This is a genomic window from Chryseobacterium daecheongense, assembly GCA_027920525.1.
In the GTDB taxonomy this organism is placed as follows: domain Bacteria; phylum Bacteroidota; class Bacteroidia; order Flavobacteriales; family Weeksellaceae; genus Chryseobacterium; species Chryseobacterium proteolyticum.
Window position 1 is genome coordinate 2,278,927 of sequence record CP115858.1, and the last position, 18,056, is coordinate 2,296,982.

General features: G+C 34.8%; 7 protein-coding genes. All 7 read right to left on the reverse strand.

Annotation, left to right across the window (positions count from 1 at the left end; genetic code table 11):
* Nucleotides 1-3: 3 nt before the first annotated feature.
* The 7 genes from PFY10_10045 to PFY10_10075 all read right to left on the reverse strand — a co-directional run bounded on the left by PFY10_10045 (nucleotide 4) and on the right by PFY10_10075 (nucleotide 17,920).
* Nucleotides 4-3,027, reverse strand: coding sequence for a SusC/RagA family TonB-linked outer membrane protein (locus PFY10_10045; protein ID WBV58787.1), 3,024 nt, complete (start codon nucleotides 3,025-3,027; stop codon nucleotides 4-6).
* A 381-nt stretch (nucleotides 3,028-3,408) separates the two neighbouring features.
* The gene (locus tag PFY10_10050; protein WBV58788.1) at nucleotides 3,409-4,830 is read right to left on the reverse strand and encodes a SusD/RagB family nutrient-binding outer membrane lipoprotein; all 1,422 of its coding nucleotides are present in this window, start codon (nucleotides 4,828-4,830) and stop codon (nucleotides 3,409-3,411) included.
* A gap of 12 nt (nucleotides 4,831-4,842) precedes the next feature.
* Nucleotides 4,843-7,848, reverse strand: coding sequence for a SusC/RagA family TonB-linked outer membrane protein (locus PFY10_10055; GenBank protein WBV58789.1), 3,006 nt, complete (start codon nucleotides 7,846-7,848; stop codon nucleotides 4,843-4,845).
* 524 nt (nucleotides 7,849-8,372) lie between these two features.
* Nucleotides 8,373-9,803 carry a SusD/RagB family nutrient-binding outer membrane lipoprotein gene (locus PFY10_10060; protein WBV58790.1) on the reverse strand — a complete coding sequence of 477 codons (1,431 nt, stop codon included), beginning with the start codon at nucleotides 9,801-9,803 and terminating at the stop codon, nucleotides 8,373-8,375.
* A 5-nt stretch (nucleotides 9,804-9,808) separates the two neighbouring features.
* Nucleotides 9,809-12,841 carry a SusC/RagA family TonB-linked outer membrane protein gene (locus PFY10_10065; GenBank protein WBV58791.1) on the reverse strand — a complete coding sequence of 1,011 codons (3,033 nt, stop codon included), beginning with the start codon at nucleotides 12,839-12,841 and terminating at the stop codon, nucleotides 9,809-9,811.
* Between the two features lie 485 nt (nucleotides 12,842-13,326).
* On the reverse strand, nucleotides 13,327-14,949 hold the full coding sequence (locus tag PFY10_10070; protein ID WBV58792.1) for a SusD/RagB family nutrient-binding outer membrane lipoprotein: 1,623 nt from the start codon (nucleotides 14,947-14,949) through the stop codon (nucleotides 13,327-13,329).
* A 10-nt stretch (nucleotides 14,950-14,959) separates the two neighbouring features.
* Nucleotides 14,960-17,920 (reverse strand): SusC/RagA family TonB-linked outer membrane protein, encoded by a 2,961-nt coding sequence (locus tag PFY10_10075; protein ID WBV58793.1) that lies wholly within the window; start codon nucleotides 17,918-17,920, stop codon nucleotides 14,960-14,962.
* Between the last annotated feature and the right edge of the window lie 136 nt (nucleotides 17,921-18,056).

The window sequence follows — 18,056 nt, forward strand, 5'->3', positions numbered from 1 at the left end:
ACTTTAAAATTCAACTTTTATACTTGCACCAATTTCTCTCATAGATGGATGTGCTCCATTTTGAAAACCTAATGCATTTCCTGAACTCATTAAGGCTTCGGGATCGGCGTACGGTAAATTCTTATGAATAATCCATAGATTCCGTCCAATTAAAGAAAGTGTCATGCTGTCAATGAAAGAATTTCCAAAAGTTTCTTTAGGTAATTTATAGGAAATTGTTACATTTCTAAGCTTTACAAATGAGCCATCATAAACATGCATTGCCTCTGGTCCACCATAGTAGCCATATGGATTTCTATAGTTTGTAAAGCCAGCCCTTATATCATTAGGTGTTCCGTCAGCCTTCACTCCTGGCAAAATAACTCCACCTCCATTTGCAAGAGTATTTCTTAAAGGATTACCCAGATCATTAAGTCCTGCTGTTTCTTTGTACAATCCTGTAGCAAGACCAAATGCCATATCTTGCGAATACACATCACCTCCCTTCTTCACATCAATTAAAAAGCTTAAACTTAAATTTTTATATCGGATTGTATTGATAATACTTCCTCTCCAATCCGGCACTGCATCACCAATTTTTTCTTGTGGATTTGTGCTTATCATATATTTACCATTACTATCAACTACACGTTGCCCATTTAGGTAAACATAATTAGTTCCTCTGATAGTCCCAGTAGATTCTCCCAACATTGCTCCGGAAGTAACATTCCACATTGAAGCAAATGGTAAGAAATCTGTTTCTCCATAAATCTTAGTAACCTTTGATTTGTTTTTAGACCAGTTGGCAGTAACTTCCCAGGAAAATTTAGTAGTTTTTATTGGGACAACAGTTAACCTTGTTTCAATACCTCTGTTTTCAATATCACCTGCATTTATCCATCTGCTTGTAAAACCTGATGCTCCTGAAATATTGGTTGGGGTAATCAGATCCTTGGTTTTCTGTTGGTAAACCGAAACATCAAAACTTATTCTATTTTTAAAGAAACCCATTTCTAAACCTGCTTCCATCTCATCCAGCATTTCAGGTTTTAGATTTGGATTTGCCGCTACATCTCTTGCACTAGCATTGAAAGACCCGTTAAATGCAGGATTAAAAGGATAAGTATTTAATAAATTATAAGGTCCTGTATCATTCCCTACCACGGCATAATTTAATCGAACTTTACCAAAGCTAATTTTATTTTTACTAGCTAAAAGTTCAGAAAAAACAAAGCTTACAGAACCGGAAGGATACCAGTATGTATTGTTACTAATCGGCAAGGTTGATGATCTATCTCTTCTAATAGATCCGTCTAAGAATAACATATTTTTATATCCTAAACTAGCCTGGGCAAAGATTCCGTCAACACTTTTATTTTCATCGAAATCGCCAACATTCACTTCTGTCAAGGGTTCCGCACTGTTTGTGATAGAATATAACCCAGGTACCTTTAGGCCTCCATTGGTTAGTCCTGAATTACCATACCTTCCGTTTCTTCTAAGATTAAAACCTACATTTCCATTCAGGCTAAAATCTGCTCCCAAATTTTTATTAATGTTTAAAATAGCATCATAATTCATTTCATAAACCTTGTGGGTCATAAAATAATATTCACCTTTACCTCCGTTACTGCGACGCCCTTGATTAGATGAACCGGTTGCTACTCTTTCCTGCCTAAGCTCGTCGAAAGTATCAAATGCATATCTTCCCATAAAACTTATCCAATCAGTAATCTTATAGTTAAATCCAAAGTTTCCGAAATATCTATTTCTTGTATCTGACTGATAATTCTGGTTTCTGTTAAAGAAATAATTATCCGTATATCCTACTTCTTGCTTTGTGTAATCCTTAATATTCCAGGTTATATTTTGACCCGTTAGGTTATAGGCTTCCCTCTGCTTATCCATGTCTACAGACATATTCCACCATTGCCTGAATCCCTGCATAGGATTTCTGGATTCATATCCTGTATATACTCTTCCCCTTCCGTTAGTATTTATATAATTTATATTACCAAAAATATTAAGCTTCTCTGTAAAATTATAGTCCGCGGAAAAGTCAATTGTATTTTTTCTTATTTCGCTATTATCCAAAGCTCCCTCTTGTAGAAAATTGGTATACCCCAATCTATATTTTCCTTTTTCATTTCCTGCAGAAAAGGCAATGGAATTTTGATATGTTGCTGCAGTATTCCAGATCGAATTAGGATCTTTGCCTGCTACCCAGGGAGTAGTCTTAAGATATCCCGGTAATTGAGGATATTGGGAATCCCAATTATAAACATAAAGATTAGGGTCAAAACGGGTTCCGAAAGAAGCATCATCATAGGTGTAAACAATATTATTCTCCACAACACCATTCCCTTTAATGTCACCACTATAAAAAGAATTCCCTGTATAGCCACCACCATATTCATGTTGATACTTTGGAAGTGTAGACTTATCCACAAATCCTAAAGTTGTTGAGCTGTTAAATTCTATTCCAATTTTTCTGCTCTTTCTTCCCTTTTTTGTCGTAATCATGACCACACCATTCATCCCCCTTGATCCGTACAAAGCACTTGCCGCCGCACCTTTCAATACATTGACACTTTCAATATCATTAGCATTAAGATCTGCTAATCCATTGGAATAATCGTACCCTCCACCTCCGGAGCCAATCCCACTTTGATTAAATGTTTCATTGTTAATTGGTGTTCCATCAATTACAATTAATGCCTGATTACTTGAGGTTAATGATTTAATGCCTCGTATAACCATATTGGTGGATCCTCCCATTGTGCCAGACTGAGTAATGTTTAAACCTGCAACTTGTCCTGCTAATGCATCTGAGACATTAGCTACAGGTACTGCGGAAATCTGGTCTCCCTTCACTTCCTGTGTTGAATATCCTAAGGATTTTTTCTCTCTTTTAATTCCAAGAGCGGTAACAACAACTCCTTCAATGTTTTGTGTTCTTACTGTATCACTTTTCCCTTTTTGTGCATATGACACAGCTAGGGATGAAGACAATACAAGTAAGAGAACACCAGCAGTAGTTTTCTTCATATATAATTAATTTTTTAGCCTCACAAATTTGTTAAACTTTAATTAACAAGACAAAAGAAAACGACACAAAATTACCGATTACTCAAAAACAATGAAATTAATCCATTATTTTGTTAATATTTTAAACCAAAAATTAGCAAATAAATAAATATAAGTAAGCTAAAAATTAGCATATCCCTGTAAAAAAGAATATCAAATTGGATATATACATTACAAAAAGAGCGAAAATTAACATCTTTTATTTTAAAATAGTTATAATCTGACAATATGATTTACATCTTGTATGTTCATTGCTATTAATTGGTAAAAAACGAAATGGCCGGGATAAATCCCGACCATTTTGACACAAAGTATTGTTTAATATGAATCTTAAATATATTATTAAAACTTGTCCCAGAATAATTTTGTAGTTGCTTTATCCCCACCAATCTTATTCGCAGCTGCCTTCACATTTGCACCGTTTAATACATATTCCTGATCGGAATAAGGCATTCTGTATGGTACAGAAGACAAGTTTGATTTTGGAGGGTTCACAAGAATTGGATTATCTAATCGTCTTGTAAAGTTCCAACTGGCAAATCCTTTATTAAACATGGCAATCCATGCCTGAACTCCAATCGATTGCTTCCAGTTAGCCGCATTGTAAGGATTAGTTGCCAGATATGTTGCTATATTAGCAGTACTAACACCATTCTCTCTTAAAGATTCTGTAACAGCAGCTGTATAAAGATCTACTGCTGTACCCCCAGCTGAATAATTTCTGGCAGCTGCTTCCGCTTTAAGAAAAGCAACTTCTGCATAGCTCAATAAATTCGACGAAGCAGTTGCAGATCTAAAATAGGGACCTAATTGAGAAAAATTAGTATATGGATCATTTAACTCACCAAAAACACCTCCTTTATAAGCACCTGCAACTTTTGTAAACCATACATCCATTCTTGGATCTGATAAGTTTTTCATCGTATTCACTACCAATTCGCTAGGTAAGAAGTCATTTCTATTGGAAGCCACTAAATTATCAAATACGGGATTTGAAAAAGTATTTCCATCATATTTAAACTTGTAGGCTTCATCATCTGAAGAAATAACACCACTAGTAATTGCAGATTCAACCGTAGTTTTTGATAATGTAGGATCAACATCTGCTAAATTCATCCCTAGTCTTAGTTTAATAGAATTAGCAAATTTTTTCCATTTGGCCATGTTACCTCCGTAAACCAGATCAGCATAACCAGTTGATGCAGGCTTTATGGTAGCTGTAACAGCATCGATTCTGTTAATCAAATCAAGATAAATTGTTTTCGCGTCATCATATTTCGGAGTTAGAATTTCATCAGGCTTAAATGCTTCTGAATAAGGAACATCACCATATGTATCCACCAAATTTTCCCAGATAAAAATCTCTTCAATTTCCAGCGTTGCTAGTTTATTTGTTCTGATATCGTCTGTCTCCACCTCGTTTTTCAGATTCAATTTTGCTTGTCTCAGGTTATTAATACTGTAAACATACATCCTATTAAAATGGTTACGAGGCTGATTACGAGTCACTAAATTATACTGAGTTTCATCTGGATATTGAGTTTCAGCCCACTGCTGTGTAAAAAATCTGTAATTATTAAAATTTACACTTGGATTATCCATATAGTAGGAAGACTGATACATTGCAGTAGCTAGCAAATTATCAGATGGAAGAACTGAAGGATGCTTAGGATCATCGTTAAGAGACGTTAAATCACTTTGACATGAACTTAAAGTCAACCCAATACATACAGATACCAAACCTAGTTTTATAATATTTTTCATTTGTAAAGTAATTTAGAATTTAAATGTTACATTAACACCAATATCTCTTGTTGTTGGCATCGAACCGATAGACCACCCATAAGAGTTAAGGCCTCCACCTACCATCGCCTCAGGATCAGCATATGGCAAATTCTTGTGAATAATCCACAAATTCCTTCCAACTATTGAAATTTTAGCATCATAGATTTTAGTCCCTGCTAACAGAGATTTAGGAAGCATATATCCGATGCTTGCTTCTCTTAGCTTGATGAAAGATCCATCATAAACAAAGGCGCTTGCCGGTTGTGTTTTGTATCCCATAGATCCATTGTTATCAACCGGCGATAAAGCAATAGTATTTGGGCTGCCATCAGGAAGAACTCCCGGCAGAACAATAGGCTTATCCCTGTAATCTCCGACAGCTGTTTCTTTATAAAGACCTGAAGAAAGGCCGTAATACATATCCGTTGAAAATACATCACCTCCTTTTCGCATATCGATCAAGAAACTCAAGGAGAATCCTTTATAACTGAAGCTATTTCTAATTCCTCCAATCCAATCAGGTGTCGTGTTACCAATGATCTGATTAGGATTTTGTAAATATTTACCTGTTTTAGGATCAATAACTTTTTGTCCGTTTAAATATGTGTAATCAGCACCAACCAAGGTGCCCCAAGCTTCTCCTTCTCTTGCATTTAAAGAAACACCACCCTGGAAACTATTTACTAAAAGATTAGAAATTCCTGGATATATACTTACAACCTGGTTCTTATTTTTTGACCAGTTTGCATCAATATTCCATGTAAAATCTTTAGATTTTATTGGAACCAATCCTAGCTGTACTTCAACTCCACTATTATCAATTCTACCTGCATTGAATACTTTACCTAAATACCCAATAGCTGCCGATGTAGGAAGTGGTGAAAGAATCTGATTTATAGTTCTTGTTTTATAGTAAGCAAAGTCAAGCGTTATTCTATCCTTTAAAAAATGAGCTTCTGTTCCGATCTCAAATTCTTTAGCTCTTTGAGGTTGTAAATTAAGAAAAGGCTGATTGATAATCGGATTATATATTCCTATTCCAGATAAGATTCCAGAGGCTCTATAATTATTAACTAATTGATAAGGATCTGCCGTACCTCCTACCTCTGCGTAGTTTGCTCTTAATTTCCAAAAGTTCATCCAGTTTTTCGTATTAAGAATTTCCGACATGATTAAAGAGCCGGTTACTGAAGGGTAATTGTATACATTATTACCAGCTAATAATGTTGAACTCTGATCTATTCTCCATGTTGCATCCACGTAGAATTTTTTATAAAAATCAAATGAAGCAGTAACGTATCCTGAATTAGTTTGTGTGGTATATTCAGTTTCATCTGATGCTAATGGTGATTTTTTAGAATTTGATAATGCATAGATCCCAGCAACGATTAATCCACCCTCTGTTGAAGCATACACAGAATTATAGTAATTTCTTCGAATATTTCCACCCACAACCCCGGAAACATTAATATTATCAGTAATATCAAATTTATAATTTACCATTAAATCATAATTGGTCTCTGTTCTTAACACATCACGTCTCGCGTAACCTGAACCAATAGAATTATTTGATTGCCCGAAAGCCTGTGGTAAAGATCCAACAGCTAATCTATTCTCTGCTAAAAGATTTGATCTGTCATATGAAACCTTTCCAGTAATAGAAATATTATCTAATAAATCATAATTTAACTGTGCGTAAGTAAAGTTTCTATATCTTTTATCTGATGTATAATTTTGATAGGCCTGGAAATATGGGTTATTCCAATATGCAGGTCGTCCATCAGCGGCCGATTTTCTACTCCAGGTAACATTTCCATAATTATTTGCAGCACTGGCAACACTAGGGTCAACATTTGCAAAATAAGCCCTTTCTAGATCGGTCACATCTACGTTAGTTTGCCACCATTGTCTGAAACCTGTTGCTGTATTATTTGAATATCCTGTAATACTTCTACCTTTAGTATCCTGCAAAGTCATTGTAGAATAAAAAGTGGAATGCAATTTTGGAGTCAGATCGTAATTAATTTTTAGGGAAAGATTATTTTTGTTGAGATGAGAGTTAGGCATTAAACCATCGGACATCATATTTTCGTAGGTAAAGCTTATGTTTTTCCCCTTTTGTCCTTTTTCCAGTGTTACGCTATTAATGTATGTGGCAGGGTTCTCGAAAAATTTAATAGGTCCATTTTTTGCAGCCACCCATGGTGTCGCTTTTTTATAGTTAGGAGAAGTTGGATCAAAAGAATCCCATTGGTAAACCATTAGATTGGGGTCAAATTTTGGGCCCCATGATGCATCAGCTCCATAATTAGCATTATTAAGACCATCTGCTGCCTGCGATCCAAACTTTTGAGAATAACCTGCTCCATATCTTGTCTGATATTCAGGGAAGGTGGATTTATCAATAAATCCTACTTGTATAGCAGATGAAAGTGTAATTCCCCAAGACCCATCATCCTTTCCTTTTCCATTTTTGGTTGTGATAACAATAACCCCATTTAATCCTCTTTCTCCATATAATGCGGACGCTGCTGCTCCTTTTAATACATTGATCGATTCGATGTCGTCCTGATTGATATCAGAAAGAGCATTACCATAATCAATATTTTTTTCCTGAGTGTTGGAGTTATTAACAGGCGATCCGTCAATAACAATTAGCGGGTTACCTCCTCCTAATGTTTTCATCCCCCTGATAAGCAGGTTTGAGGACCCTCCAAAATTATTATTGGTAGTAACATTAAGACCAGCAACCTTTCCAGATAACTGAGCTGCAATATTACCCGTATTTGTAGTACCATCGGAGAGTGCACTCGCTTTAATCTCCTGGGAAGCATACCCCAAAGACTTTTTCTCTCTCTTAATACCCAAGGCAGTCACAACGACTCCCTCAATGTCCTGGGTCTTTACCGTATCATTCTTCTTCTTTTGCTGAGCGTTTATAACAGCTAGGGATGAAGATAACACCAGTATAAGGATACCCGTAGTTACTTTCTTCATATCAAATTATTTTTAGCGTTACAAATTTGTAAAACTTTTTCTACAACACAAAAGAAATAGACGAAAAAGTAACGATTAGACAAAAATTAACAAAAATTAATGAACAGAAACACATCAAATATGTTAAAAAAATGCTTTTTAACAAAATATAGATAATTATAACCTGTATTAATTACAAAAATAGAATCAGTCTATTAAAAGGCCATACTAAATCATTAATTGGTGATATTTATGTATGAAAAAATTCAAAATAAATACACAAACCACTGTATATCATATAATTAAAAAAGAACAAAAAATAAACACTAATCTTTATAAGCTATATATTAAGTACTCATTATGAAGTAATCAAACGATAATTATTATGCATTGCATAATTTATTTTTCTCCCCATAACCTTAAATAATTCATCATTCTCTGAAATTTAGAATAAAAAAAATATTATAGTTTAAATCAGATCAGATGATTTGTAAAAAAAATAGCCGGAATAAATTCCAGCTATTTTATCTATTGCATTTCTTAGTTTAAAATTTATCCCAGAAAAGTTTTGTTGTAAGCCTGTCACCGCCAATTGCAGCACTTGCTGCAGCGTAGTTCGTACCATTCGTTGTCGCCTCTGCAGCCGGATACTGAAGTCTTACCGGTACTTTTCCATTAGCATTTGGAATTGCAGTTGCAGGCGCAACCAACTGTGGATAATCTAATCTTCTATAGAAATTCCACGAAGTTACTGCCTGATTATACATAGCTACCCACGCCTGCTCACCAATAGACTTCTTCCAGTTGGACGCATCATAAGGATGAGCAGCTATATATGCAGCTGCGTCAGCACCCACACCCCATTCAGTAAAGGAAGCAGTGATTGCTTCACCATATAAAGTAGCAGGATTTCCGCCTATACCCCATCTTGCAGCAGCTTCAGCAAGATAGAAGGCAACCTCTGTATAGCTTAAAATAACACCAGGAGTAGTTGCAGTATAGGCAAATTCACCAGCATTCGAGAATTCAGAAAACTCACCAGGTGCCCCAATAACCTGACCTACATAATTACCATCAACATCAGTATAGTACTTAGCAATTCTCGCATCATTAGAGTTATTCATATAATCTACCAACGTTTTACCTGCAATAAAGTCATCTCTTGAGCCTGTTTCTTGAAACATAGGGTTCTCATTTGGAGATGCTGCTAAATATTGAAATTTACAATCATCCAGAGAAGAAGCCAATACTCCACCAGTAATCGCCTTGTTAACTGTTGATTGAGCCAAGGCAGGATTAACATCTGCAAGAGCGATTCCCAATTTTAAAAGCAGTGAATTTCCGAACTTTTTCCATTGTGCGTTATTCCCTTTATAAAAGATATCTCCGGAAGCAAACGAGCTTCCTCCAACAACTAAATTATTTAAATCAGTTTCTAATTTACTTATCAGAGAAGAATAAATATCAGATGCTTTATCATATTTAGGAAGAGGATATACATCAATATTTAAAGCTTGCGTATAAGGAATATCTCCGTAAGTATCAACCAATACCTGATAAGTATAGATCTTCATCATATCCACTATAGCTAATTGATTTGTTTTTTTTGCAGGCCAGGTAGACAATTCCGAAGGTGGTGGTACATATGCTTTAATTATCTGCTCTGCCTGGTCTAAATTTTTCAAAACATTTACATAGTTATCAGTCCAGACATTATTGGATACATTCCGATTGGTAAAATCATAATTACTTTCATTCACATAAATCGTTTCCTGCCAGTATTGCATCGTCAATCTGAAATTATTCTCATTTACACTTGGCGTATTCATGTAATCACTAAGTTCTTTTTGTGCAAAAGTAACTAAAGACTCCTGAGTCGTATTATAAGCTGCATGTGGATCCAAATTTACATCATCTCCCGTTGTACATCCTACAAATAAAAGAGCTAATATTGGTGTTATTATATATTTTTTCATATTCTTTAAAAATTAACTTTTACATTAAACGAAATGTTTCTTGTTGCTGGCATAGGACCAGATTGATACCCTTGAATATTACCTGAAGACAGCCCTGCTTCCGGATCTGAATATGGTAAATTCTTATGCATAATCCATAGATTATTCCCAATTAAACTCACTGACATTCCCTGTATAAATTTAGAATTGAAAAAATCTTTATCAAATCTATAGGTGATAGAAACCTCTCTTAATTTTATAAAGCTGGCATCATAAACAAAAGCAGCTCCCGGAAGATCTGTTCCCAGTACCTGGCTTGATTGTGATTTATCCAATCTTATTGTATTTGGAATATAGCTACCTGGGTTATTAGGATCTTGCATTACACCTGGTAGTATGACCCCTCCACCATTTGCTAAAGTATTTCGAATTGGATTTCCAAGATCATTTATTCCTACAGAATCAGGATAAACACCTGTTCCATATCCATAGAACTGATCTAATGAATATACTTTACCTCCTTTTTTCCAATCAATTAAAAAACTTAATGAAAAGTTCTTATAGCTAATTGTATTATTTAAACCTGCAGTCCACTTCGCTTGAAAACTTCCCTGATTATACGTCGGCGTATCCGTTACTAAATAAGCTCCATTTGCACCAACAATTGGTTGTCCATTCGAATCTCTCACATAATCAGAAGTCCAGATTGAACCATAATCTCCATTTAAAGGAGCATTAATACTTACACCACCCTGTGATCTACCCATCGTTATATTTTCAATTCCCGGGCTAAGAGCCGTAACTTTTGTCCATGGATTTGACCAGTTTAAATTAAGATCCCATGAAAAATTACTTGTTTTAATTGGTGTTGCATTAATGGATACTTCAAAACCCTTTGTAGTTAATTCTCCTGCATTTTGAGTTTTAGCAATAGCGCCGTTTGCAAAAGATACTGGTAAAGGTAAAATTTGATCGAAGGCTTTATTACGGAACCAGGCAACATCAAAGCCTAGGCGGTTTTTAAACATTCTTGCCTCAATTCCGAATTCTATATTTTTCAAACTCTGAGACCTTAATTCAAAATTTCTTAACGTTGTATTATATGCATAAACAGGAATATCTCCATAAGAAGGCTGGCTGAAATATCTATTCAATAGTTGATCAGCTTGAGTATCTGAACCCACCTCAGCATAAGCAGCTCGAATCTTACCAAAGTTAAGCCATTTAGCATTGATAAGATTAGAAAATACAACACTGGCAGATAATGATGGATACCAGTACACTGCATCATTTTCAGGCAATGCCGTAGACTGATCTCTTCTGTACGTCCCTTCTAAATAGTAGGTATTTTTATAACCTAATGAAATCTGAGCAAAAGCACCATAAACATATTTGGAAACATCTGAAATCAATGGTCTAACTGGGGAAGATGCTGAATTGGCGATTGTATAAATACCTGGAATGTATAATCCTCCTGAGGTCGATTGTTGATTTGAATATACTTTCTGAACATTAATATTTCCTCCTAACAACGCATTAATATTGAAATCATCGGTAATATTCTTTTTATAGGTACCAATGAAATCATAATTTGTTTCAGAAAATTTATATTGACTTGTGGCATAACCTGAAGGTTGATCAACAGTTCCATTGAGTCCAAAATCATTTCCAATATAAGACCCTACTGCTTTCCTGTCTTCCGTTATCATTGTATAACCATCTCTTCCCATACGGAAAAGTAAATTGATATCCTTTGTAACATCATAATTTAAACTAAAATTTCCAGCAAACCTATCCCTTGAATCATTCTGATAATTCTGGTATCGCTGAAAATAAGGGTTATCCCAAAAAGCCGGAGTTAAGTCCGTAATACTTTTCATGTTCCAAGTATAATTTTTATACGATCCCATGTAGAGATTTCGCAAATCATTTATATCAACATTTGTTGGCCACCATTGTCTAAAATTGGTCATAATATTATCATTATACCCTGTAGTATTACGCCCAACTGTCTTTTGAGTTACATAATTTGCATAAAAATTTGCTGTTAATTTATCTGTGAGTTTGTATGATGCATTTCCACTAAAGTTATTTTTTATAAGTGAGCTATTAGGCATAATATCTGTGGCATCAGTATTTGCATAACTCAATCGGTAAGTTGCTTTTTCGTCACCTCCACTAAAGGAAAGGGTATTTACATAATTGGTTCCAGTATTAAAAAATTTAATAGGCCCATTTTTTGCGATTTGCCAAGGCGTTCTTTGTCCTTCAGTTGGAGAACCCGGTATAAATGCCCCATATTGCCAAACCATGGAACCATCATATGCGGATCCGTAAGAAGCATCATTTCCGAAAACAACCCTTGGACTTCCCTGGTATAAAGCACTGCTAAAACTGTTACCCGTATACCCTTGCCCATACTGTGTTTGGTATTTAGGGAAAGTAGATCTGTCAACTGTTGACATAGTAATGGAACTTGAGAACTCCATTCCTATCCCTTCCTTATTTTTCTTTCCTCTTTTAGTTGTAATAATAATAGCTCCATTTTGGGCCCTGGAACCATAAAGAGCAGTCGCTGCAGCTCCCTTAAGTACATTTAAAGTTTCGATATCATTTGGATTAATATCAGCAACTGAGCTTCCGTAATCATACCCACCACCACCAGTCGCCTGATTGGCCGTGTTTATATTTTTATTTAGGATAGGAACTCCATCTACAACAAAAAGAGCTTGATTATCTCCCAAGAGAGATTTATATCCTCTTGTAACAACATTTATAGAACCTCCAAAGTTTGTACTCTGTTTAATTTCCAGACCTGCTACTTTACCCGATAAGTTGTTTAGAAAGTTGGTGGTAGGATTTTTATTTACAGCATCTCCTTTTACTTCTTGAGTTGCATAACCGAGAGATTTCTTTTCTCTTTTAATACCGAGGGCTGTCACTACAACACCTTCAATATCTTGCGTTCTTACAGTGTCACTTTTCTTTTGCTGAGCATTAGCAACAGCTATAGATGAGGACAATACTACAATCAGAACAGCTGATGTTATTTTCTTCATATTAAATTAATTTTGTGATACTACAAATTTGTAAAACTTTCTTAATAACACAAAAGAAAATAGTAAAAAATTAACAATACTTTAATAATCACCAAAAATAAACATCATTAAATAGTTAATTTGTGTTAAAATTTAAATATTTAATGAAAATGATATACTTAATAGCCTAAATAATTACTGAAATAAGACTAGTCTACAAAAATACTACACTAAATCAATAAAAAGTGATATAAATGCAATAAAAACAAGAGAGACACAAAATAACTATTTAACAAACAATCACTTACAAAATAATTATAAAAATTAAAAGAAAGATTAATACACCTGAATAGTTATAAAAATGAGCAACCATATAGATACGATGATTTGCATAATAAATATTTTTTTCAATTAATTTATTAATATTAGTATAAATTATGAAAACAATGAACTAAAAAAACCGCCAAAAAGCGGTTTTTTAAATATATTAAAAAATATTCTAGAATTTAATTTTGATTCCAGAAAGGAGTGTATTGATTTTTTGTAAATACAACATCACTCGCAATATTTGGAACATTTGCAGAGTTCGTTGCAAACTCAGAGTTAGGATAAACTAACCTATATGGTCTTCTTGGCTTAACTGCATTTACAGCCACAGGGTTATATGGAAGCTCTGTCCTATTATACTCTATATACATTTCAGTAGGGTTTACATTTGTAAGCGCTAACCATTTTTGCGTCATAATGGCTTCCATTTTTTGAGCATCAGTTCCTACCCATCCCAATCCCGGCTTAGCAGAGATCGCTGTAAGATAAGAACTTACAGTACCAGGTGCAATCCCCATCCAAGTACAAGAAGCTGTAATTGCATCATTAAAACTAGCTTGCCCCCCTGTAAACAATGAAGGATATTTTAACGAAGCTTCAGTTAGTAAAAGCTTTGTTTCCGCGAGCGACATTACTACTCCACCTTTTGTATTAGCAGCATTAAGTATAGCTCCGGCACTACCTGACGTAGTTCCAAAAATACCTCCAAATAATTTCGAAACAGTCTGATTGTCAGTTGGCGCGCCTGGCTGACCTGACGTAGCGCCCTGTCTTACGCCTTTTACCCTAACACTTCCATTATAATTTACACGTGTAAATAGTCTAGAACCTCTAGGATCAGTAATTCCATTAAATTTTTGATATTCTGCAATCGTACTATTTTCAACATTCCCATTTAAAGCAATTGCCAGATGTTCAGAAGATGTAAGCACTATATGATTCGTTACCTCCGTAGGCGTTGAATTAAAAAAATAGTTAAATGCTACAGGATTTAATTTATCATTATTAGCTGTTGAATAACCAGGATTCTCTACAACGTCTACCGTTAATAAGCCTGCCCCATTACTCGTAGCAGTACTCAGTGAAGCCAATTGATTATTTCGGTATGTAGCTAAATCACCAGTAACTTTTGACATTCTTAACAAAAATCTAAGCTTAACAGTGTATGCAAAAGATTTCCATTTGTTCATATCTCCTCCAAAAATAATATCCTTAGATCCAGGATTGGCAGCGTCAGGATTATTTGCATTTATTAAGGTTACCGCTTCATCTAAATTGGAAATAAGCGATTTATAAATATCTACATCTTTGTCATATTTTGGAGCAAGGTTAGCTTGGCCTTTAAACGCTTCAGTATATGGAGCATTACCGTATAAATCCACAATATATTGCATATAGAAGGCCTTCATAATTTTTGCCATGGCAACATATTTATCCTGTACATGTTTTTCATTAGGATATTTCTCAATCGCTACAAAATTATTAACATTTTGATAGATATTATCCCAAATACCATCATAAAACTGACTGTTTACCGCGGACAAAGAAAATTCATTTGTATATAAACCTCCATAATGATATACGTCGCCAGCCCAAGAGTTCATCATTAGATTCCCAAACTGCATCATATCTCCAGCTTGCGCTCTGTAAGACTGCGCAACTGCCCCAGGAAATATTAATTCAGGAGTAATATTTTCTGCATGGATATCATTTGGATTTTCATTAATATCCAAATAATTATTACAAGACGTTAAAGATGCAGCCACAATAAGTGACGAAATTATATATTTAATTTTGTTCATTTTATAATTTTTAGAAAGTTATATTAAAATTAAAACCAAAATTCCTAGCAGTTGGATAACGAGAAACAGCTAAGCTAGCTCCGGTTTGCATTTCAGGATCACCAAAGTTTCTATTATCTTTAGCATACACTACAAATGGATTTCTGGCATAAACTCCAATACTCATACTGTTAATAAATGTATTAGAAAGAACTGATTTTGGAATAGCATAACTTAGAGCAATTTCCCTAATTTTCAATGCTGTACCATCAATTACAAATTCTTCTGCGATATCATCTCCATAATTAGTAGTAAAATAATTCACAGCTCCAGCATATGTAGGATCATTACCAACAGTAGTTGTGTTAGGAACATAAACGGGATTTGAAGCACTTCCAGTATTCTGAACCGAATTAGGAATAACATATCCTTTAGAACGGTCAAAGTCAGCCTGTTTTTCCAAAGTTCCTACATATGACATTAAATTTTTCGCTTCAGATACAAAGCTATTTCCAGTTCTATAATCTGCAACTGCACTAAGCGTAAAACCTTTCACCTTTACAGATGTACTAAACGCTAAAATATAATCAGGATCAAGCTTTCCTAAAACTTTATACTGACTACTTACAACAGGTATTCCTAAATCATCTACTATAATTCTACCTTCAGGATCTCTCTGATATGCAGTTCCCATAATTGTATTTGCGCTTCCTCCTAAAACAGCATAAAGTCCAGCTGGAATCCCTTGTCCTGAAGCTCCTCTAGGAACGGAAGTTGCCCCGTTTTCTAAACTCGTTACAACCGATCTGTACTGAGCATAAGAACCTTTTAAATTCCACTCAAAATCTCTAGATTTGAATGGTGTTACTCCTAACTCCAATTCAAAACCTCTGTTTCTCATCGCCCCAGCATTATCCAAAACATTACTAAATCCTGTAGCGTTAGACACCCCGCTATTAGTAATCAATCCGTCGGTTTTAGTTTGATACACCGAACCATCAAAAGTAATTCTATCTTTAAAGAATCCTAAACTTAAGTTTCCTTCAACCGTATTATTAAATTCTGGTTTTATATCCTGTGATACAGGTGTTGTGTTAATGATATAAGAAGAAAGCGTTCCAAAAGGAAAACCAGTCGGGAAAGCCCCCACTTCGTCAACTGCATAAGCATCCAATATAGAGTTACCTGTTCTTGTATACCCTCCACTTACTTTTGCATATGTAAGTACACCGCTACTTGTTAAATTTTTAAATAATTTTGTAGGAATAAATGATGCCCCAACTGAATAATAAGGATACCCTTCATTTCTCATAGGCTTTGGAGCCTGCCCTACTATTGGCGTTTCTCGAATACTTAAAACAGAAGATTGTTCATATCTAAATGTTGCATTAAGGAAAAGATAATCCTTATAGCCTAGATCTAAATTAGAAAACCATGCAACGCTTCTTTTTCTCATCATTCCATTTTCAAGATTATACCATGGAGTTGAGTTCAGAACGTTTTGAATATTATACCATCCCGGGATTTGTAAATTGGTACCACCCACTTGAGCATAATCCTCTTTTGCATCCTGCATATTATTACCCAAATTAAGTTTGAAATTCAAATCATCCGTTAGGTCATAATTAAAGTTTAACATTAAATCACCATAATATTTCCAGGCTTTAGTTACTGATTTATTATAAGCTGATGCAATAGCTGCAGAACCATAATCTAAAAAGTTAGTCCCATCATATGGAGTTCCAGTATTAGTATATGGTCTTACATTCCCTGCATTATAAGCATCAGTATGGGTCTCTGTAATACTTGACACAGTAGACATATTTCCAGTATACGTAAGACTAATATTCTTGTTAAATTCGTAACCTAATGAAACAATACCATTAAACGTTGTTGTGTTGTTATCATTACGTAGATGATCTCTTAACCAGTAGGGGCTATAAGAGAATCCGGTCCAGTGTCCGTCCATTCCTCCAGCTTCGTATCTTCTAACATCAATATTGGTAGGAGTCTGAATCAATTGTCCAAAAAGATTACCTCCTGTTTGCGATGTATTTTGATCGATAAGATTAAATGTAGCGTCAATCCTTAATTTACCTAACTGCTTTCCTCCTTTATAGAAGAATGTATTTCTTTTAAGCTTGTCTCCTTTAATCATGAAATCATTTTCCACTCTATTAAAAGATAAAAAAGAATAAGAATCCGCACCACCCGCATTTACAGAAATACCATTTTGTAATAATACACCATTTCTGAAGAATTTATCAGCATTATTCTTTCTTGGTGCATACGGGCTATATATTATACTACCATCAGCTTGAGGTAGACCAGCAACTAACAGTTGACCTCCAATTTGAGGATCATTATAAGCAGGCCCCCAGCTACCATTTTCATAAGGTACCCAGTTAGTTCCTCCATATTCCACATCGCTAAAGTCTGTAGGCTCTCCAGTCCAACCTTGGCCATACAATTGTTGGCGAATTGGTGTTTTATAAATTGTAGATACATCTACGGAAGATGTTAGACTAAACTGTATTTTTTCAGATTTTGTCCCCTTCTTTGTAGTAACAACAATAACCCCATTACTACCTCTCTCACCATACAGAGCTGACCCCTGTTGACCCTTTATAACATTCACGCTTTCAACAACCTCAGGAGGTAATTGTTGGAAAATACTTAGTGTAGATATAGCTCCATCAATAACAACCAATGCTTCATTATTTCCTGATATTGATCTCGGCCCCCTAATCGTAACAGTAGCCTGGCTATTAACAGAGTTACTAGTAGTATTAATCTGTAAACCAGCCACTTTACCTGTTAAAGCTTGTGCAGCATTGGGATTTACTGCTTGATTTAACTCTTTGTTATCAATCACTTTATTACTAGTAACAATAGCATCTTGTCTTTTTTTAAGACCAAGAGCTCCAGTCACAACGACTTCACGTATGTCCTGCGTTCTCAGAGTATCACCTTGTGTATTTTGTGCGTTCACAACCACAAAAGATGAAGTCAGAACTATAGCTAAAACACTTGTAGTTAATTTCTTCATATTTAAACTGATTATTTTTTTTATTAATTGCAAATATGTAAAACTTTCTTAAATTAACCAAATTATTTGTTAAAAATAT

Bases quoted from the DNA above. Each gene is read 5' to 3' on its own strand.
- PFY10_10070 (WBV58792.1), bottom strand. From the start codon at position 14,949: ATGAACAAAATTAAATATATAATTTCGTCACTTATTGTGGCTGCATCT.
- PFY10_10055 (WBV58789.1), bottom strand. From the start codon at position 7,848: ATGAAGAAAGTAACTACGGGTATCCTTATACTGGTGTTATCTTCATCC.
- PFY10_10050 (WBV58788.1), bottom strand. From the start codon at position 4,830: ATGAAAAATATTATAAAACTAGGTTTGGTATCTGTATGTATTGGGTTG.
- PFY10_10065 (WBV58791.1), bottom strand. From the start codon at position 12,841: ATGAAGAAAATAACATCAGCTGTTCTGATTGTAGTATTGTCCTCATCT.
- PFY10_10060 (WBV58790.1), bottom strand. From the start codon at position 9,803: ATGAAAAAATATATAATAACACCAATATTAGCTCTTTTATTTGTAGGA.
- PFY10_10045 (WBV58787.1), bottom strand. From the start codon at position 3,027: ATGAAGAAAACTACTGCTGGTGTTCTCTTACTTGTATTGTCTTCATCC.